Origin of the sequence: Mycobacterium kyorinense, from assembly GCF_002101735.1 — a bacterium.
Classification (GTDB): domain Bacteria; phylum Actinomycetota; class Actinomycetes; order Mycobacteriales; family Mycobacteriaceae; genus Mycobacterium; species Mycobacterium kyorinense.
The window spans coordinates 12,396-32,209 of sequence record NZ_LQPE01000135.1 but is presented as its reverse complement, the minus strand read 5'-3'; the positions used below and the strand labels follow the sequence as shown (position 1 = coordinate 32,209).

The 19,814-nt window shown below is 67.9% G+C and carries 11 protein-coding genes; 4 read left to right on the top strand and 7 right to left on the bottom strand.

Features of this window, described 5'->3' with window-relative positions:
* Together AWC14_RS16670 and AWC14_RS16665 are read left to right on the top strand one after the other, a co-directional pair.
* On the top strand, positions 1-1,761 hold a 1,761-nt coding region (locus AWC14_RS16670; RefSeq protein ID WP_142281730.1), incomplete at its 5' end, for a thioester reductase domain-containing protein.
* 15 nt (positions 1,762-1,776) lie between these two features.
* On the top strand, positions 1,777-2,733 hold the full coding sequence (locus AWC14_RS16665) for a TauD/TfdA family dioxygenase (protein WP_057003480.1): 957 nt from the start codon (positions 1,777-1,779) through the stop codon (positions 2,731-2,733).
* Positions 2,734-2,739: 6 nt separating this feature from the next.
* Here AWC14_RS16665 and pks2 read toward each other — a convergent pair whose 3' ends face one another.
* Together pks2 and htpG are read right to left on the bottom strand one after the other, a co-directional pair.
* Complete coding sequence (pks2, locus tag AWC14_RS16660) at positions 2,740-9,084, bottom strand: sulfolipid-1 biosynthesis phthioceranic/hydroxyphthioceranic acid synthase (protein WP_045373732.1); 6,345 nt, start codon at positions 9,082-9,084, stop codon at positions 2,740-2,742.
* 250 nt (positions 9,085-9,334) lie between these two features.
* Positions 9,335-11,263 (bottom strand): molecular chaperone HtpG, encoded by a 1,929-nt coding sequence (gene htpG / locus AWC14_RS16655; protein ID WP_057003479.1) that lies wholly within the window; start codon positions 11,261-11,263, stop codon positions 9,335-9,337.
* A gap of 176 nt (positions 11,264-11,439) precedes the next feature.
* Here htpG and AWC14_RS16650 point away from each other — a divergent pair, with 176 nt between their 5' ends.
* Positions 11,440-13,176: an AMP-binding protein gene (locus tag AWC14_RS16650; protein ID WP_045373735.1), complete on the top strand. Its 1,737-nt coding sequence runs from the start codon at positions 11,440-11,442 to the stop codon at positions 13,174-13,176.
* A 4-nt stretch (positions 13,177-13,180) separates the two neighbouring features.
* Here AWC14_RS16650 and AWC14_RS16645 read toward each other — a convergent pair whose 3' ends face one another.
* The 5 genes from AWC14_RS16645 to AWC14_RS16625 are packed head-to-tail and all read right to left on the bottom strand — an operon-like array spanning position 13,181 to position 18,903.
* Positions 13,181-14,656 carry a class I adenylate-forming enzyme family protein gene (locus AWC14_RS16645; protein ID WP_045373738.1) on the bottom strand — a complete coding sequence of 492 codons (1,476 nt, stop codon included), beginning with the start codon at positions 14,654-14,656 and terminating at the stop codon, positions 13,181-13,183.
* Complete coding sequence (locus AWC14_RS16640; RefSeq protein ID WP_045373741.1) at positions 14,653-15,582, bottom strand: acyl-CoA dehydrogenase family protein; 930 nt, start codon at positions 15,580-15,582, stop codon at positions 14,653-14,655. The genes AWC14_RS16645 and AWC14_RS16640 overlap by 4 nt, the downstream gene beginning before the upstream one ends.
* Positions 15,579-16,727 carry an acyl-CoA dehydrogenase family protein gene (locus AWC14_RS16635; RefSeq protein ID WP_045373744.1) on the bottom strand — a complete coding sequence of 383 codons (1,149 nt, stop codon included), beginning with the start codon at positions 16,725-16,727 and terminating at the stop codon, positions 15,579-15,581. Before AWC14_RS16635 ends, AWC14_RS16640 begins: the two co-directional genes overlap by 4 nt.
* Positions 16,728-16,729: 2 nt before the next feature.
* Entirely contained in the window at positions 16,730-17,869 is a 1,140-nt protein-coding gene (locus AWC14_RS16630; protein ID WP_045373747.1) for an acyl-CoA dehydrogenase family protein, read from the bottom strand.
* Positions 17,866-18,903: an acyl-CoA dehydrogenase family protein gene (locus AWC14_RS16625; RefSeq protein ID WP_045373750.1), complete on the bottom strand. Its 1,038-nt coding sequence runs from the start codon at positions 18,901-18,903 to the stop codon at positions 17,866-17,868. The genes AWC14_RS16630 and AWC14_RS16625 overlap by 4 nt, the downstream gene beginning before the upstream one ends.
* Positions 18,904-18,969: 66 nt before the next feature.
* Here AWC14_RS16625 and AWC14_RS16620 point away from each other — a divergent pair, with 66 nt between their 5' ends.
* Positions 18,970-19,791, top strand: coding sequence for an LLM class flavin-dependent oxidoreductase (locus AWC14_RS16620; RefSeq protein WP_045373754.1), 822 nt, complete (start codon positions 18,970-18,972; stop codon positions 19,789-19,791).
* Positions 19,792-19,814: the final 23 nt, after the last annotated feature.

Here is a 19,814-nt window from a genome sequence, read left to right as displayed (position 1 = left end):
GGCTACGTCACCGGCACCGCCGACCCCACCGAACTGCGCACCCAACTCGGCGAGCGGCTGCCGGCCTACATGGTGCCCGCCGCGGTGGTCGCACTCGACTCATTGCCGCTCACGCCCAACGGCAAACTCGACACCCGCGCCCTGCCGGCGCCGGAATACGCCGACGGCGACAGTTACCGACCCCCGGGCAACGTCGTCGAGGAGATTGTGGCCGGCATCTACGCCGACGCCCTGGGGCTCGAGCGCGTCGGCGTCGACGACTCGTTCTTCGACCTGGGCGGCGACTCGATGTCCGGGGTGCGGGTGATCGCCGCGATCAACAAGACGTTCGACATTCACCTCACCGTGCGGGCCCTCTTCGATGCGCCGTCGGTGAGCGCCTTGAGCCGGGTGCTGGTGCGCAAGCCGAAGGCCAACGGGCCCAGCTTTGCCTCCGTGCATGGCTCCGCAGACGTCACCGAGGTGCATGCCCGGGACCTGACGCTGGACAAGTTCATCGACGCCGCCACACTGGCCGCCGCCCCGGCACTGCCGGGTCCCAGCCCCGAGGTGCGAACGGTCCTGTTGACCGGGGCGACCGGTTTCCTTGGCCGCTACCTGGCCCTGGAATGGCTGGAGCGCATGGAGTTGGTCGACGGAACGCTGATCTGCCTGGTACGGGCGAAGTCCGACGAAGAGGCACGGGCACGCCTGGACAAGACGTTCGACAGCGGCGACGCCGAGCTGCTGCTGCACTACCAGGAACTGGCCGAAGACCATCTGGAGGTCATCGCCGGCGACAAGGACGAGGCCAACCTCGGCCTGGACCACCGCACCTGGCAGCGGCTGGCCGACACCGTCGATCTGATCGTCGATCCCGCCGCCCTGGTCAGTGGCGTCCTGCCGTACAGCGAGCTGTTCGGTCCGAACGTCGTGGGCACCGCCGAGCTGATCCGGCTCGCGCTGACCACGAAGCTGAAGCCTTACACCTACGTGTCGACCGCCAACGTGGGTGACCAGATCGAGCCGGGCAAGTTCACCGAGGACGCCGACATCCGGGTCGTCAGCCCCAGCCGCACCATCGACGACACCCGCGCCAACGGCTACGGCAACAGCAAGTGGGCCGGCGAGGTGCTGCTGCGGGAGGCCAATGACCTGTGCGGGCTGCCGGTCGCGGTGTTCCGCTGCGACATGATCCTGGCCGACCCCACCTACGCCGGCCAGCTCAACGTCGTCGACCTGTTCAGCCGGATGGCGCTGAGCCTGGTCACTACCGGCATCGCGCCCGCCTCCTTCTATCGTCTCGACGCCGACGGCAACCGGCAGCGGGCGCACTTCGACGGGCTGCCAGTCGGATTCGTCGCCGAAGCGATCGCCACACTGGGCGCCCAGGTGTTCGACGGGTTCGAGACCTACCATGTGATGAACCCGCACGACGACGGGATCGGGCTCGACGAGTTCGTCGACTGGCTGATCGAAGCCGGTTATCCGATCCAGCGCATCGGCGACTTTGGGGAGTGGTTGCAGCGGTTCGTAACTGCGCTGCGTAACCTGCCCGAGCGGCAACGCGAGCACTCGGTGCTCGACGTTGTGCAGCCGCTGTTGCGCAATGCCACGGATGTGCAGCCGCCGGAGCCGACGAACGGTCCCCTGGCGCCGGCGGACCGATTCCGGGCTGCGGTGCAAGAAGCGAAAGTCGGTCCCGACAACGACATTCCGCATGTTTCGGCGCCGGTCATCGTCAAATACGTCACCGACTTGCAACTGCTCGGACTGATCTGATTAGGAGGGCGGACCGTGAGCGAGACGCAGACACGAACCCTGCCGCGCGTGATGTCACCGGAGCACATTGGCCAGGATTTGCCGCGGTGGCTCACCGACAACCGTGAGACCTGGGAACCCGCGTTGCGCGACAGCGGTGCCCTGCTGTTTCGCGGCTTCGGGGTGGACAGCGCCGAGGCCCTGCGCAGCTGCATCGAGGCGACTTCCACGGAGTGGGCCAGCTACCGCGAGCGTGCTACCCCGAGAACCGCCGTCGGGGACAACATCTTCACCTCGACGGAGTATCCGGCCAAAGAGGTCATCCCGTTGCACAACGAGAACTCACATTGCACGTCGTGGCCGCAGAAGCTTTACTTCTGCTGCGTGACGCCGGCCACCACGGGTGGCGAGACGCCACTCGCCGACTGCCGAGACGTTCTTGCCTCGATTCCGGCGGCAATCCGCGACGAGTTCGCCGAGCGCGGTTGGCGCTACCGGCGGCACTTCGGGCTGCTCGGATTCAGTTGGCAAGACGTGTTCGGTTCGAGCGACCACGATCAGGTGGAGGCCTATTGCCGGGAGAATGCGATGGACGTCGAATGGGGCGCCGACGACTCGTTGACGGTTACCTACGTGCGCCCGGCGATCCACGAGCACCCGATCACGGGAGAACCGCTGTGGTTCAACCACGGGTTGTTCTTCAACCCGTTCTCGCTGGATCCCGAAATACGTGAGGTGCTCATCGATTCCGTGGGCGTGGATGGCCTGCCCTACAACACGACGTACGGTGACGGCGAGCCCGTGCCCGAGCCCGTGCTGCAGGAAATCGCGCAGGCATACCGCGCTCACACCCGAACCTTTCCCTGGCAGCGCGGAGACCTGTTGTTCGTCGACAACATGTTGGCCGCACACGGCCGCAGGCCGTTCACCGGTGACCGGCGCATCCTGGTCGGTATGGCCGACCCCTGGCCGCCCGGCGTCGTAACGGCGTAACGCCTGTCAGGCCGCGCCTGCGGGAGTCAGCTTTTCGCGCAGCAGTTCCGCCAAGCCGCGGATCGTGCCGATCGTGGTGAGGTCGGCGGGGTTGATCCGGATGCCGGTTTCGGTTTCGATGCGGGTGCGTAGTTCGAGGGCGCCCAGCGAATCCAGGCCGTATTCGGGCAGCGGACGGTCCGGGTCGATGCTGCGGCGCAGGATCAGGCTGACCTGATCGGAGATCAGACGCCGTAGCCGGGTCGGCCACTCCTCTGGCGGCAGTTCGTCGAGCTCGGCAAGGAATTTGCTTGTGCCCGCGGCGTTTTGACCCGTCGAACGGAACGCTTCGGCGAACGGGCTGCGTTCGGCGAACGCGGCCAACCAGGGTGCGCCGGTGATGGGCGCGTAGCCGCTGTACGCGCGGTCGTGACGCAGCAACGCTTCCAGCGCGTACGCGCCCTCGTCCGGAGCGATCGCCACACCACCGCCCTCCGCCAGGTCGCTGGCGCGCCCGATCTCGGCCCAGGCACCCCAGGCGATCGCGGTCGCCGGCAGGCCCTGAGCCCGGCGCCAGCGGGTGAACGCGTCCAGCCAGCTGTTGGCCGCGGCGTAGGCACCCTGCCCCGGCGCACCCACCAGCGCCGCCGCCGACGAGAACGAGCAGAACCAGTCCAACGGCTGATCACGGGTGGCGGTGTGCACGTTCCAGGCGCCGTAAACCTTTGGCGCCCAGTCACGCTCGACGAGCTCATCGGTGATGTTGGTCAGCGTGGCGTCCTCGATCACCGCCGCCAGATGCAGCACACCGCGCACGGGCAGCCCGGTAGCGGTCGCCGCGGCGACCAACCGCTGCGCCGTCCCGGCCTCGGCGATGTCACCGTTTTCCACGACGACGTCGGCGCCGAGCGCGCGGATGCGCTCGATGGTCTGCAGCGCCTCGGGCGTCGGTTGCGAGCGCGCAGACAACACGATGCGCCCAGCGCCGGACGCGGCCATTTTCTCGGCCAAGAACAAGCCCAGGCCTCCGAGCCCGCCGGTCACAATGTAGGCGCCGTCGCCGCGGAACACCGGCACCTGCTCGGGCGGCACCACCACCCGGCTGTGCCCGGTGTGCGCGATGTCGAGCACGAGTTTGCCGGTGTGCTCGGCGGCGCTCATCACCCGAATGGCGGTGGGCGCCTCGGCCAGCGGGTAGTGCGTGCTCTCCGGCATCGGCAACGTGCCGTCGGCGGTGAGCCGGTACACCGTTTCCAGCACTTCCCGCAGCCGCTCAGGGTGGGTGACGGTCATCAGCGCCAGGTCGACGCCGTAGAACGCGAGGTTGCGCCGGAACGGGAAAAGCCCCAACCGGGTGTCGCCGTAGATGTCGCGTTTGCCGATCTCGATGAACCGCCCCCCGTAGGCCAGCAGTTCCAGGCCCGCACGCTGAGCGGCGCCGGTGACCGAGTTGAGCACGATATCCACGCCGTACCCGTCGGTGTCGCGCCGAATCGCGTCGGCGAACTCCAGGCTTCGCGAGTCGTAGACATGCTCGATTCCCATGTCGCGCAGCAATTGTCGTCGCTGCTCGCTGCCCGCGGTGGCGAAGATCTCGGCGCCCGCCGCGCGGGCGATGGCGATGGCCGCCTGCCCCACCCCGCCTGTTCCGGAATGGATCAGCACCTTGTCGCCGCTGCGGATGCGGGCCAGATCGTGCAGGCCGTACCAGGCGGTGGCGTGCGCGGTGGTCACCGCCGCCGCCTGCGCGTCGGACAGGCCGGCGGGCAGCATGACGGCCAGGCGCGCGTCGCAGGTGACGAACGTGCCCCAGCAGCCGTCGGGGGACAGGCCGCCGACATGGTCGCCCACCTTGTGGTCGGTCACGTCCGGTCCGACGGCCGTCACCACGCCGGCGAAGTCGGTGCCCAGTTGCGGCATGTGCCCCTCGATGGCGGGGTAGCGGCCGAACGCCACCAGCACGTCGGCGAAGTTGATGCTCGACGCGCTGACCGCGACTTCGATCTTCCCGGGTCCGGGCGAAACCCGGTCGCGCGCTATGAGTTCCATCGATTCCAGATCACCGGGAGTGCGGATCTGCAGGTGCATTGCGTCGCATTCGTGGTTGGCGACGGCGGTCTTGCGGTCCTCGGGGAGCAGAGGAGCTGCGGACAACCGCGCCGTATACCACGCGCCGTTGCGCCAGGCGGTTTCGTCCTCGTCGGAGTCGACCAGTAGCTGGCGCGCCAACTGCTCGGCGTCGACGGCTCCGTCCACGTCGATCTGGCTGGCGCGCAAGTGCGGGTGCTCGGTGCCGATTACCCGCATCAGCCCGCGCAGCCCGGCCTGTTCCAGGTTGGGTTGGTCGCCGGCCAGCACCACCTGAGCGTTGCGGGTCACCAGGTACACCCGGGGCGACTCGCCGGGTGCCTCCGGCAACTCGCGGGCGATCCGCACCAGATGCTGGACATACTCGCGGCCCAGCAGCGGGGAGTGGTCCACGGCGTCGCCGTTTTTCGGTCCCGTCAGGATCACCACACCGGTGTAGCCACCGGCGCCCAACTGATTTTCCAGCTGTTTACGGTTGGATTCGTGGTCGGCATGCGGCGGCCAGCACATCGTGGTGCATTGCGCGCCATAGTTTTTCAGGGCATCGGTCAACCTGGTCGCCACCACGTCCGCGGTGGCGGTGGTGCTGATCAGCAGCCAGCTTCTGGCGTCGTCGTGGTCGGCCTCGGGCAATTCGCGCAGTCGCCATTCCAGGCTCAGCAGCCGCTCGTTCAACGTCCGGTCTTTCTGGGCGCTTCCGGAGACCCGGGCGCCCCATCGCGCCCCCTGCAGGGTGAGCAGGACTGCTCCGTTTTCGTCGAGCAGTTCGAAGTCGGCCTCGACCCCGGTCGAATCGGCTTTGTTGATCCGGGTGTAGCAGTAGCGGGCATTGCGAACCGGGCCGTAGACGCGTATCCGGCGGGCCCCCTGCGGCAACCCCAGCACTTCTTCGCTCAGGGCCTTGACCCCCGGGTGCGACTCGATGCATTGGAAACAGGTGTCCAGCAGCGCCGGGTGCACGCCGTATGCGTCTTGCTGCGAGCGGATTTGACGCGGCAGCGCGACCTCGGCCAGCACGCTGTCGGACCCCTCCTCGCCGGTGTGCACCACGCCGAGAGCGGCGAAGGCGGGACCGAACTGAACACCGCGCCGGTCCAGCCGCGCGCGCACGTCGGCGCCGTCTTCGCGACCCGGGTGCGCGGCAAGCAGCGCGGAAATATCCCGCGCGGCTGGCTGCTCATCCTCAGCGGCGTGCAGTACCGCGGTGGCGTGCCGCACTTGCTGACCGCCGGGATTCGTCTCCACGGTGAACTCGAGCACGCTCGGCGACGACACCGATGCCGAGGCGCCGACGGTGGTCTGCTCGTCGAGGCGCAGCGCCTGCTCGAAGCGGATGTCGCGGACCTCGGCGGCCTCACCGAGCACCTCCCGCGCGGCCGCCAGCGCCATCTCGCAGTACGCCGCGCCCGGCATTACCGCGATATCGCGGATCCGGTGATCGCCCAGCCACGGCTGGGCGCCGGTGCCGACCTCGCCTTGCCACACATGGCGCTCCGGCTCCTCGTGCAGGCGCACGTGCGGGCCCAGCAGCGGATGCACGGAAACGGTGCAGCCGCCGTGTATTTGGGTTTCCTGGTTGTCGCGGCTCCACATCAGCGGACGGTGCGTCCAGGTCGGCAGCGGCGCATCCACCAGCCGCCCACCGGGGTAGAGCACCGAGAAGTCCACCGCGGCGCCCGCATTGTGCAGATCGGCGACGAAGCTGCGCAGCCCGTGCGGCAGCGTCTGGTCGCGGCGCATACCGGCCAGCGCGGCCAGCGGCATGTCGAGGCCACGGGCGGTCTGCTCGAGGCCGTGAGTGAGCAGGGGGTGCGGCGCCACCTCGGCGAAAACCCGGTAGCCGTCCTCCAACGCCGCTTGCACCGCCGCCGAGAACCGCACCATCCGGCGCATGTTGCTGGCCCAGTAGCGGGCGTTGCAGACCGGCTGCTCGCGCGGGTCGAACAACGTCGCCGAATAGAACGGAACCTCCGGCGTCATCGGATTCAGGTCTGCCAGTGCCGCGGTCAGGTCGTCGAGGATCGGGTCGACTTGCGGCGAGTGGAAGGCGACGTCGGTGGGCACCTCGCGGGCCATCACGTCGCGCTGCTCCCAGGCCGCGACCAGCTCGCGAACCGTCTGGGCGGCGCCGGCAATCACCGTGGATTGCGGCGAGGCCACGATCGCCACCACGACGTCGTTGATGCCACGCGCCGTCAGCTCCGAAAGTACTTGCTGGGCCGGCAATTCCACCGTTGCGGTGGCGCCGGTGCCGGCGACGCGGGACATCAGTTGCGAGCGGCGGCAGATCACGCGAAGCCCGTCTTCCAGCGACAACGCACCCGCGGCCACCGCGGCCGCGGCCTCACCGAGTGAGTGACCGATGACCGCGCCCGGCCGCACCCCGTAGGCCTTGAGCGTCGCGGCCAGCGCGACCTGCATGGTGAACAACGTCGGCTGAATCCGGTCTTGACCGGTCACCACCTCTGGCGCCGAGATCGCTTCGGTCACCGAGAATCCCGACTCGCGGGCAATGAACGGCTCGGCTTGCGCGACGGTGGCGGCGAACACGGGCTCGACGGCCAGCAGCTGCTTGCCCATCCCCGCCCACTGCGAACCCTGCCCGGAGAACACCCACACCGCGCCCCGGTCGCCTTGTCCGACTGCGGGCTGATACGGCGCGTCGCCGTCGGCGACGTCGCGCAACGCTTGGGTGAGCTCCGCCCGGTTGCTCGCAATGACGGTGGTGCGCACCAGTCGGTGCGCGCGCCGGCGCGCCAGGGTGTAGGCCAGGTCCGGCAACGCGACGTCGTCGTGGGCTTGCAGCCAGTCGGCCAGGCGGCCTGCGGTGCGGCGCAGTTCGTCGGCCGACGTGGACGACACGGGAAACAGGAGCGATTCGTTTGCTGCCGCTTCGGCCTGCCCGTTGGGTTCTGCTTTACGCGGCTCAGGGGCTTGCTCCACGATGGCGTGGGCGTTGGTGCCGGAGAACCCGTACGCCGACACCGCCGCCCGCCGGGGCGCCGAACCGTTGCGAGGCCACGGCGTATTCTCCTGCGGCACAAACAGTTTGGTGTCTATTTGGGTTAGCTCGTCGGGCAGCTGGGTGAAGTGCAGGTTGCGTGGAATAACACCGTGCTGCAGAGCCAGGACGGTCTTCATCAGACCCAACGTCCCGGCGGTGGACTGGTTGTGCCCGAAGTTGGTCTTCGCGGCACCCAGCGCGCAGGGCCCGTCGACGCCGTAAACCTCGGCCAGGCTGGCGAATTCGACCGGGTCGCCGGTGGGGGTACCGGTGCCGTGCGTCTCCACCATGGCCACACTGCCCGCATCCACGTTCGCCACGGCCAACGCGGCCCGATAAGCAGCGGCCTGCGCCGACCGCGACGGCGCCGTGATGGTCGCCGTGCGGCCGTCGTTGTTCAGCGCCGTGCCGCGCACCACCGCCAAGATCCGGTCACCGTCGCGTAGCGCATCCGGCAGCCGCTTGAGGACCACCACGGCAGTGCCCTCGCCCGGCACAAACCCGTCGGCGGTGACGTCGAACGCGTGGCAGCGTCCGGTCGGAGACAGCATTCCGCCGGCCGACCCGGCGGAGAACTTCCGCGGATCCAGCGCCACCGCCGAGCCGCCCGCCAGAGCAAGGTCGCATTCGCCGTCGTGCAGGCTGCGGCACGCCATGTGCACCGTGACCAGGCCGGCCGAGCACGCCGTGTCCACCGTCAACGCGGGACCGTGCAGCCCCAAGGCATAGGAGATCCGCCCGGAGGCCATGCAGTAACCGTTGCCCAAGAATCCGTAGGGTCCCTCCAGGGCGTGGGCGTCGGCGGCCAGCAGTTGGTAGTCGTTATGCCCCAAAGCCACGTACACGCCGGTGCGTGAGCCGGCCAGCCCTGCCGGGTTGAGCCCCGCGTGCTCCACGGCTTCCCAGGACGTCTCCAACAGCAGCCGGTGCTGCGGGTCGATCGCGGTGGCCTCCGCCTCGCTGATCCCGAAGAAATCGGCGTCGAAGCCGGCAACATCGTCGAGAAACGCCCCCCATTTCGAGACTGACCGGCCTGGCACCCCTGGCTCGGGGTCGTAGTGCTCGTCGACGTCCCAGCGGTCCGGGGGAACCTCGGTGACCAGGTCGTCGCCCCGCAGCAGCGCCTCCCACAACAGCTCGGGGGAGTCGATACCGCCGGGAAGCCGGCAGGCCATGCCGATGATGGCAACCGGAGTGACCGTCGTCGTGCTCATCGTGGGGGACGAATCCGCCTCCGCCGCTCCGTGTGCACCGTCATCGATCGCTCCGTACGAAACCATTCCGCCTCCTGCAACGACTGGGGTGGCTTGGACCGCCGCGTGACTCGAACCGTGGCGTTCCTCGACCCCCCGGGGTGCCAACGTCATATGTCAATTGATGCCGTTACCCGTGTTATGGGGCTTTCATGCACGTCAGCGACGTAAGTGGCAGTCGCGACGCTATTACGCACCTGCCGAAGATGTAGGTGTTCGAGGGAACCGTTATCCAGCCGTGATGTTTGCTCGGGTACGCCGAATCCGGGGACATGCCCTATACGGTGCGAGTGAGACGGTCGGCGAGCAGTGCGGCGAACTTTGCCGGGTCCTCGGGTATGTCGCCTTCGGCGAGAAGGGCGGCGCCGTAGAGCAATTCGGCGGTTTGGGCCAGTGAGGGATCCTCCCCGCCGCGCTCCTTGTGGGCCTGCTGCAGACCGGTCACCAGCCGATGGTGGGGATTGAGTTCCAGGATGCGTTTGCTGGCCGGCACCACTTGCCCGGAGGCCCGGTAGAGGCGGGCGAGCGCCGGAGTGATGCCGAAGGCGTCGGTGATCAGGCAGGCCGGCGACTCGGTCAGCCGGGTCGACAACCGCACCTGCTTGACGTGATCGCTGAGGGTCTCGGTCAGCCAGGCCAGCAGGCCGGCGAACTCCTTCTCCTGCTCCTCGCGTTCGGCCTCGCTCTTTTCGTCCTCGGAGTCGAGGTCCACCTCGCCTTTGGCCACCGACTGCAGCGGTTTGCCGTCGAACTCGCTCACCGATCCGACCCACAGCTCGTCGACGGGGTCGGTGAGCAGCAGCACCTCGTAGCCCTTGGCCTTGAACGCCTCCAGGTGCGGCGACTTCAGCAGCTGGTCACGCGACGTGCCGGTGGCGTAGAAGATTTGCTCCTGACCGTCCTTCATGCGTTCGACGTACTCGGCCAGGGTGGTCGGCTGCTCGTCGCTGTGGGTGGAGGCGAACGACGAGATGCGCAGCAGCGTGTCCTGGTTGTCGTAGTCCGACATCAGGCCTTCTTTGAGCACCCGGCCGAACTGGGTCCACAGCGTGCGGTAGTCGTCCGGTCGCTGCGACTGGATGTCCTGGACGGCCGTGAGGACCTTCTTGGTGAGCCGGCGACGGATGGCGGCGATCTGCCGGTCCTGCTGCAGGATTTCGCGGGACACGTTGAGCGACAAGTCCTGTGCGTCGACGACGCCCTTGACGAAGCGCAGGTAGTGCGGCAACAGCTGGTCGCAGTCGCCCATCACGAAGACCCGCTTGACGTACAGCTGCACCCCGACCTTGGCGTCGCGGTTGAACAGGTCGAACGGGGCATGCGTGGGGATGAACAGCAGCGCCTGGTATTCGAACGTGCCCTCGGCCTTCATCGCGATGACCTCCAGCGGGTCATCCCAGGCATGCGCGATGTGCTTGTAGAACTCCTTGTACTCCTCGTCGGAGACCTCGTCCTTGGACTTGGCCCACAGCGCCTTCATCGAGTTGAGGGTCTGCGTCTCGATGGTGACCTGCTCTTCGCCGCCCTCCTCTTTGGCGGGGGTGCGTATTTCGACCTCCATCCGGATCGGCCACGCGATGAAGTCGGAGTACTTCTTGACCAGCTCCTTGATCTTCCACTCCGAGGTGTAGTCGTGCAGGCCGTCCTCGGCGTCCTCCGGCTTGAGGTGCAGCGTCACCGACGTCCCCTGCGGGGCGTCATCGACGGACTCGATGCTGTAGGTGCCGTCACCGCTGGACACCCAGCGCGTAGCCGCACTCTCACCGGCCTTGCGGGTGAGCAGCTCGACCTTGTCGGCCACCATGAACGTCGAATAGAACCCGATCCCGAACTGACCGATCAGCTCCTCGGATGCGGCGGCGTTTTTGGCCTCACGCAGCTTCTGGCGCAGCTCCGCGGTGCCCGACTTGGCCAGGGTGCCGATCAGATCCACCACCTCGTCGCGCGTCATACCAATGCCGTTGTCGCGCACGGTCAGGATGCGCGCTTCCTTGTCGGTCTCGATCTCGATGTGAAGATCGGAGGTGTCGACATCGAGGTCCTTGTTGCGCAGCGCTTCTAGCCGCAGCTTGTCCAGTGCGTCTGAGGCGTTGGAGATCAACTCCCGCAGAAACGAGTCCTTGTTGGAGTAGACCGAATGGACCAGCAGATCTAGCAGTTGGCGTGCCTCGGCCTGAAACTCCAACTGCTCCACGTGTGCAGTCATGTGACTTCCGTTCTACAACACAACTTTCCACTACCAGTGCCAGCAAAAATAATACCGAGGACGACGCGGCACTAGTCGCCTGACCTGGGGAGGCGTCCGTGCCTGCGCCGAATGGTCGTCAACGGAGATGAACTTTTCGACCGTATGGCGGCATCGGTCGCGGTAACGTGACGCCCGTGGTGGAGACCATCTTGGACTTGCTGCACGAGCGCGCCGGCCTGCAGGCCGATGACACGGCAGTGACCTATATCGACTACGAGCAGGACTGGTCCGGGGTTGCGCACAGCCTGACGTGGGCGCAGCTGTATCGGCGGACCCGCAATCTTGCGCGGGAACTCGAACCTCGCGGGTCGACGGGTGACCGCGCTCTCGTCGTCGCACCGCAGGGCCTCGAGTACATTGTCGCGTTTCTCGGCGCATTACAAGCCGGACAGATCGCGGTTCCCCTTTCGGTTCCGCTGGGCGGCGTCAGCGACGAGCGGGTGAGTTCTGTGCTGCGCGACGCCTCGCCGTCGGTCATTCTCACGACGTCCGCAATCGCCGGCACCGTGACCCAGTACGTCAAGTCGGAGTCCGGCGAATGCGCGCCGTCCATCATCGAAGTCGACTCGCTGGATCTGGACGCCCGCGGCTCGTCCGGCCCGGGCCCCGAAAATCACCCGAGCACAGCGTATTTGCAATACACGTCGGGGTCGACCCGTGTCCCGGCGGGGGTCGTGATGTCGCACCGAAACATCCTGGCCAATTTCGAACAGATTATGGCGGCCTACTTTCCGCAATACGGAGGAGTACCCCCGACGGACACCACGATTGTGTCCTGGCTGCCCTTCTATCACGACATGGGTTTGTATCTGGGAATTTGCGCGCCGATCATGACCGGCAAGCCCGCTGTGCTGATGAGCCCCGTCGCCTTTTTGCAGCGGCCGGCCCGGTGGATGCAGTTGATGGCAAGCAACTCTCGCGCGTACTCGGCCGCACCGAACTTCGCGTTCGAGCTGGCTGCGCGCAAGACATCGGACGAGGACATGGCCGGGTTCGATCTCTCCGACGTCCTCGTCATCGCCACCGGTAGCGAACGGGTGCACCCGGCCACGCTGCGGCGGTTCACCCAACGGTTCGCCAAGTTCAACCTGCGCGAGCAGGTGATCCGCCCGTCGTACGGGCTCGCGGAGGCAACGGTGTACGTCGCGACGCCGACGGCTACCGAACCTGCGACCATCGTGCGGTTCGAATCCGAAAAGCTGACCGCCGGCAAGGCGGAGCGCTGCGAAAGCGGCAGCGGCACACCGCTGGTCAGCTACGGGTTGCCGAGCTCACCGATGGTCCGCATCGTCGATCCCGACACCCGTGTCGAGTGCCCGGCGGGGACGGTCGGTGAGATCTGGGTGCACGGCGACAACGTCGCGATGGGATATTGGCAAAAACCGCAGGAGACCGAGAACACGTTCGACGGAAGGCTTGTCGCTCCCTCGGAGGGTACGCCCGAGGGGCCGTGGCTGCGGACCGGCGACTCGGGGTTCCTCTTCGACGACGAGCTGTTCATCATCGGCCGCATCAAGGACCTGCTGATCGTCTACGGGCGCAACCACTCTCCCGACGACATCGAGGCCACCGTCCAGGAGATCAGCGGGGGCCGCTGCGCGGCAATCGCCGTTCCCGACGAGCACACCGAGAAGCTGGTCGTCATCGTCGAAGCCAAGAAGCGCGGCGACTCCGAGGAGGAAGCGGCGGCCAAGCTCGCCGCCGTCAAGGGCGAAGTCACCTCGGCGATCTCCAACGTGCACGGCCTCGCCGTCGCGGATCTTGTTCTGGTGCCGCCGGGTTCGATACCGATCACCACCAGCGGCAAGGTGCGGCGGGCGAGCTGCGTCGAGCAGTATCGGCAGGGTCAATTCGCCCGAGTCGACGCCTGAGTGTTCAGCCGCCGCGGGCTTCGATCATCGCCGAGCGGTTGATTTTGGTGGCCGCGGTGCGGGGTATCTCGTCGACGAACTCGACCGTCTTGGGCACCTTGTAGGCAGCGAGGCGGGTCTTCGCGAAGTCGATCACCTGCTGCTCGGTCAGCGGCGCCGTGGCTTGCACCACGGCGTGCACCCGTCGCCCCCACTGCGGATCGGACAGCCCGATGACGACGACGTCGGCGATCTGGTCGTGTTCGGCGAGCGCGCATTCCACTTCTGCCGGAAAGACATTGGCGCCGCCGGTGATGATCATGTCGGCGCGGCGGTCGGCGACGTAGAGGTAGCCGTCGGCGTCGAGGTGACCGATGTCGCCGGCGGACCGGAACCCGCCGGGTGTCGACGGCAGCGGCGGCGCCCCGCCCAGGTAGCGATAGCCCGCGCTCATCGGGGCACGCAGGTAGATCTCGCCGAGCTGGCCCGGCGGCAGCGCATTGCCCTGCGGGTCGAGGATCCGGATTTCGGTGTCGCGGAAGCCGCGTCCGACACTGCCCGGGTGGGCCAGCCACTCGTCCCCGCGCAACGCGGTGAGCCCGAGGTTCTCGGTCATCCCGTAGGCCATCACGATTTGTTCGGGGGACAGCAGGCCGAACCAGGTGCGCATCAACGCGTGCGGCATCACCGCGGCGCCCGCCAGGATCCACACCACGCTCGACAGGTCGCGGCGGTCGATGTGGGGTAGCGCGGCGATGCGGCTGAGCATCGTCGGTGTGGCGGTGAAGTTGGTGATCCGATACTGCTCGATTGCGTCGACAACCCTTGCGGCGTCGAACTTTTCCAGCACCACCAGCCGGTCGCCGCCCAGCAGGTTGCTCAGCGGGGCGAAGCCGTTGGTGTGATACATCGGGCCCGGGACCAGAATCGTCTGCGGCAGGTCCACTGGTGCCCATGCCGCCAGAAACGGTGTGGACAGCAGCGGCGTCCACAGCGCCGGCGCCAGGTTGAGGATCACCTTGGGCAGTCCGGTCGACCCGCTGCTGCAGATGCCGTTGACGGTGGGGGAGACGACGGTGGGCAGCGGATCCGCCGACAGGCCTTCGGCTTTGGCTGCCAGCTTCTCCCTGCTCTGTTCGTCGACGACGACGGCCGCGTCGATCACGCCGAGCACGCGGGAGCGCTCCCAGTCGGGCAGATCCCAGCGCATCGGCACCGGGACCGCGCCGATCTTCCAGCAGCCCAGGGCCGCGAGAATCAGCTCCTGGGAATTGGGAATCGCCAGCGCGACAAGCGAACCGGTATCCGCGCCCTCGGCCGCCAGCGCCCGGCCCCACCGATTGGCTCGAGTGTCGAGCTCGGCGAAGCTCAGTGTGCGTGCGGTTCCGTCGGGTGCCAGCGTCGTCACGGCGGGCTGGTCGCCGAGTTCCTGCGCGAGCTGGTGGAGCCGCCGCCCGAACGGCACTCCTTCTTCCTGAATCACGACGCGCTCGGCGCTCATGCCGGCACCGTGAACAGCGTTTCCAAGGCACCGCTGCGCACGTCGGGCATCAACCGCAGCGCAAGCACTTCGGTGCTCACCGGCAACCGGATGAGCGGCTGGGTGTGCCGGTCGAGCACGCTGACGTCGGACTCGTCGCAAAAACCCAGCGCGCCGAGCAGCTGGTGCGAGGTCCGCAACATCTGCCGCGCGGTGTCGGCGGCCTTGAGCCGTAGCATCGTTGCATCCGCCGAGCGTACCTGTGCCGGTACCGAATTGACGCGCCAGATGGTGTATTTGGCGAGTTCGTCGAGCCCGCGTGCGGCGACCGAGGCGTCCGCGACCGCGAACCGGACGGCCTGGAAGTCGGCCAGCGGCTTGCCGAACTGGATCCGGCTGCGGACGTGCTCGCAAGTGATCTGCAGCAGCTGCTGCACGGCGCCGAGGATCCGCCACGACCCGAGCACCAGGTGCACATCGACGTCGGCGGCCGGCACCATGCCGTCGGGTTCGCTGAGTGCGGCCGGCACCAAAAACGGGCCGAGCTTGGCGTTGGTGCGAGGCGACGGCCGCGGACGGTAGCGGTTTCCGTCGAGGTCGGAGGCGATCCATTCGCCGGGCAGATCGCCGTGGTCGATCCGGGGCGCCGCCGGGTTGACCAGCGCCAGCCGGGCGCCGTCGATGGCCAGCAACTCCTCGATCAGCGGGTAGGGCAGCGCGGCGGCGCCGGCGGCGCGGCAGAGCACGGCGGCGGCCAGCAGGTCGTCGGGCCCGGAGCGGGCGTCGAGGTCGAAGGCGCCGACGTCGGCCAGGGCTTTGCGCGCGTTGGACCGGATTTCGTCATCGGTCTCGGCGCGCAGCGCGGCCTGTGGGCCGCCGAACCGTGTCAGCCGCTTGGCCGCGACGGCGGCGAACTCGCTAATGTCTTCCGGCAGAGCGGTATTCACCGATGTTCCCCTAATACGTCGCGGGCGACCAGCATGCGCTGCACTTCGATGGTGCCCGACGCCACGGTGGCCGCCTGGGCGTAGCGCCAGTGGTCCTCGGCGGCGCCGTGCAGCGGCGCTGTGGTGCCGCTGTCCAGCGCCGTGGGACCCAGCACGTCGAACAGCAGCTCGGCGACCTGCTGATCGCAGGTGGTGGTGGCGATGCGGGCGGCGCTGGCGGCCGCGCCGGCCGCGGGGTCGTCCTGCAGCGACACCGCCCGGTAGGCCAGCAGCCGGGCGACCCGCAGGTCGACCAGCGCCCGCACCCAGCGGGTGCGGATCGACTCGGGCAGCCGGTCCCAGTCGTCGCCGAGCTCGGTCTGCATGCGCATGAGCAGCGATTCGCAGCGGGCATACCGCGCGATTCCGACGCGTTCGAATGCCAGCGCCTCGCGCATCACCCGCCATCCGTCGCCGACCTCGCCGAGCACCTCGTCGGGGGATACATGCATGTCGTCGAGGAAGACCTCGTTGAGGTGATGCGGCCCGAGCATCGAGCGGATCGGCCGCACGGTGATGCCGGGCCGGTCCATCGGGACGAGAAACAGGGTGAGCCGCTTGGGTTTCGGCGCGTCGGGGTCGGTGCAGGCCGCCAGCACACACCACGACGCCATCTGCGCATACGACGTCCACACCTTCTGCCCGGTGACCCGCCATCCGTCGCCGTCGGGCACCGCGCGGGTGCGCAGCGACGCGAGATCGGTGCCGGCTTCCGGTTCGGAAAAGCCTTGGCACCAGATCACTTCGCCGGCGGCGATAGCCGACAGGTGGCGTTGCTTTTGCTCCGGCGTGCCGTAGCGCATCAACGCCGGGCCGACCCAGTTGATGCCCATGTACTGCGCGCCGCGCGGCTCGTGGTGGGCCCACATTTCCTCGCGCAGCACGGTCTGTTGCCAGATCGAGCCGCCGCCGCCACCGTGTTCTTTCGGCCAGGCCAGCGCCAGCAACCCGTCGGAGGCGAGCAGCTTGCAGAACGACTCGGTGGTCGCCAGATCGCGCGGGTCGTCGGTGCACGCACCCAGGAAGCCTTCGGGGATGTGCTTGGAAATCAAGTCCCGCAGTCGTTTTCTGAGGTCGGCGGCGTCGGGGCCGAGGTCGTAATCCATGCTCATCCCTTCGGCAATCCGAGCAACCGCTCGGCGATGATGTTGCGCTGGATCTCGGAGGTGCCGCCGTAGATCGTCGCCGCCAGCGCGTCCTGGCGTTCGAAGAGCAGGTCGGGATCGATGCTCGACGAGGGACCGGCTGCCGCGGCGCTCAGTTCCCAAACCCGTTGCAGGGTAACCGATCCGAGCAGCTTGAGGATGTCGGCTTCGGGGCTGGGCCTGTTTTCGAGCTCGTTGTGCAGGGCTCGGTAGCCGGTGGCCCGCAGCGCTTCGGCGTCGGCGAGCAGTGAGCCGAGCTCGACCAACTCCGGCGCGAGCGTGCGTGTTTGTACGTCGCCGTCCGGCGTGTCGCCGTACAAACATGCACGCTCGCGGGTGGATTGGAGGCCGCGCTGGATCTCGACCCAGTTCATGATCCAGATCATCTGGCGTTCATGGTGCAGCGACGCCAGCGCAACGTCCCAGCCGCCGTTGTACGGGCCCAGCAGATTGGCAACCGGGACCTCGACATCGTCGAGGAAGACCTCGCAGAACGTCTCGTCGGAGATCGACGCCATCCGGATGGGTTCGATGCGCACGCCGGGTGACTGCAGGTCGAGGATCAGACAGGAGATGCCGCGATGCTTGGGGGCCTGCGGGTCGGTGCGGGCGTACAGCGTGCACCACTGCGACAGGTGTGCCTGGGTGGTCCAGATCTTGTGGCCGTTGACCCGGAACACGTCGCCGTCGCGCTCGGCGCGGGTGCGCAATCCGGCGAAGTCCGAACCGGCTTCCGGTTCGGACATTCCCAGCGCCCACCACTCGTCGCCGCGCAGCAGCGGAACCAGTAGCCGTTCGATCTGCTCGGGCGTGCCGAACTGGCGAATCGCCGGGGCGGCGACGTTGGGGCCGGCGATGTTCGGCAGTTTCGGCGCCGACCGCGTGGCCGCCTCGAGCCGGATCTCCATCGCGTCGCGAAGGCCCAGCGAGCGGCCGCCGTGCTCGCGCGGCCAGGTCGGCTGTAGCCATCCGGCCTCGAAGCAGGCCCGCTGATAGTCGCGGCGCAGCCCCAGATCCCAGCGGTATTCGCGATACCGGGTGTAGTAGTCGTCCGGCAGAAAATCCGTCAACCAGGCGCCGAACTCGGCGACCACGTCACTCATGCGGCGCCTCTTACGAACCGGCGGCCCACCTCGTGGTAGAGCGCACGGCTGTCGCCCAGCGCGGCGGCGCCCTGCCAGGCGTGGCGCAGATATAGATGGATGTCGTGCTCCCAGGTTTGCGCGATGGCGCCGTGCACCTGGACCGCGGTGCGACAGCAGCCGACCGCCGCGTCGCCGGCGGCGGCTTTGGCCAGCGCTGCGGCGGTCCACGAGCCGGGACGGGCGGCGGCCGCGTACGTGAGGCTGCGGGCTCGCTCCACGGCGACGTAGTTGTCGGCCAGCGCGTGCTTGACACCCTGGAAGGCGCCGATCGGCTTGCCGAACTGCTGCCGCGATTTCGCATGCTCGACCGAGCGGTGAAGCGCGGCGCCCGCGACGCCGACCAGGTCGGCGGCGGCAGCGAGTAGCGGTGTGGCTAAAGCGGATTCGACGTCGACCTGTGCGGCGGCCAGCGGTGTGGTGTCGATGTCGACGTCGGCGACAGGTTGGGCGGGATCGGTGCAGTCGCCCGGCGTCACCGTGACGCCGTCGCCCGCGCGCAGCACGGCGGCCACGACCCCGTCCGGGGACTCGGCCAGCGTGACGACCAGTTCCGCGCTCGAAGCCCAGGGCACGGCAACCGCACGGCCACGCAGACGTCCTTGTTGCAGCGTCATTGGCACACTGGGCAGCCGATGCCCGGGCGGGTGCACGGCCAGGGTGGCGACGACGCCGTCGCTGATGTCCCGCAGAACGTCGTCGATACCGGCGGCACGCAGCACGCCCCCGGCCAGTCCGACGCCGGCCAGCAGCGGGATCGGCGCAATGGCCGCTCCGCACTCTTCCAGCACCGCGGCCAAGTCGAGGCGGCCGAAGTCGGAGTCGGGGGCCGCGAGCTCGGTCCAGCCAAGGTCGACAACCGTCTTCCACACCGCACGCCAGCACTCGGGATCGGTCATCGCTTGCCGGGCAACCCCGGGCGGGCACTCCGCGCGCAGCACGTCGCGCACGCTGTCGCGCAGCGCCAGTTGCGCAGAAGTCAGCCCCACATCCATAACACGCCTAACATAGCAAAGATAGCAAGGTAGGCACGAGCGCCGGGCTGCGTATGGTGGTCAGCCATGACCGAGTGGTTTCTGTTCCTGCCGCAGGTGCGATTGCCGATCGCCGACATCGTCGAACGGGCGCGGCACGCCGAGGCCGGCGGGTTCGACGGGATCGCGTTCATCGACCATCTCGAGGCACCCGGGCTTCCCGACGAAAGCATCTGGGAGGCAATGGGTATCGCCACCTGGGTGGCGGCCAAGACCGAGCAGCTACGGATCGGGCACCTGGTGCTGTGCGACGCATTCCGCCATCCCGCGGTGCTGGCCAAGCAAGCGGTCACATTGTCTGCGGCCTCCGGCGGGCGATTCGAGCTCGGTCTGGGTTCCGGCTCGTGGCCCGACGAGTTTGCTAAATTCGGTGTCGGCCAGCAGGATCCGGTCGCCCGGGTCGAGCAGCTCGGGCGTCATCTCGATCTGCTCACGCAGTATTGGGCCAGTCAGCACCCGCGGCCGGCGCATCCGATTCCGCTGCTGCTCGGTGGCACCGGGCGCCGCACGATGGAACTTGTTCGTCGACATGCCGATTGGTGGAACGTGCCCGCCAACCACCTCGACCGGCTGCCGCGGTTGATCCCGTCCGCCGGCTCGGCGCGGGTATCGGTGCAACAGATGGTGGGTTTCGTCCGCCGAGGTGTCGACCCGGAGGCGGTGCGCGAGGTGAGCACCCGGCGATTCGGATACCTGGGCAACGGCCTGGTCTGCGGCGACGCCGAGGAGCTCAGGGCACACTTCGCGGCACTGGCCGCGCAGGGGGTCGACCGGTTCTACGTGTGGTTCGCGGACTTCGCCGCCCCGGAATCGCTGCACGAATTCGGCGAAACGGTGATCACCAGGTAGCGCGAGCAGACGCAGAATCGCAC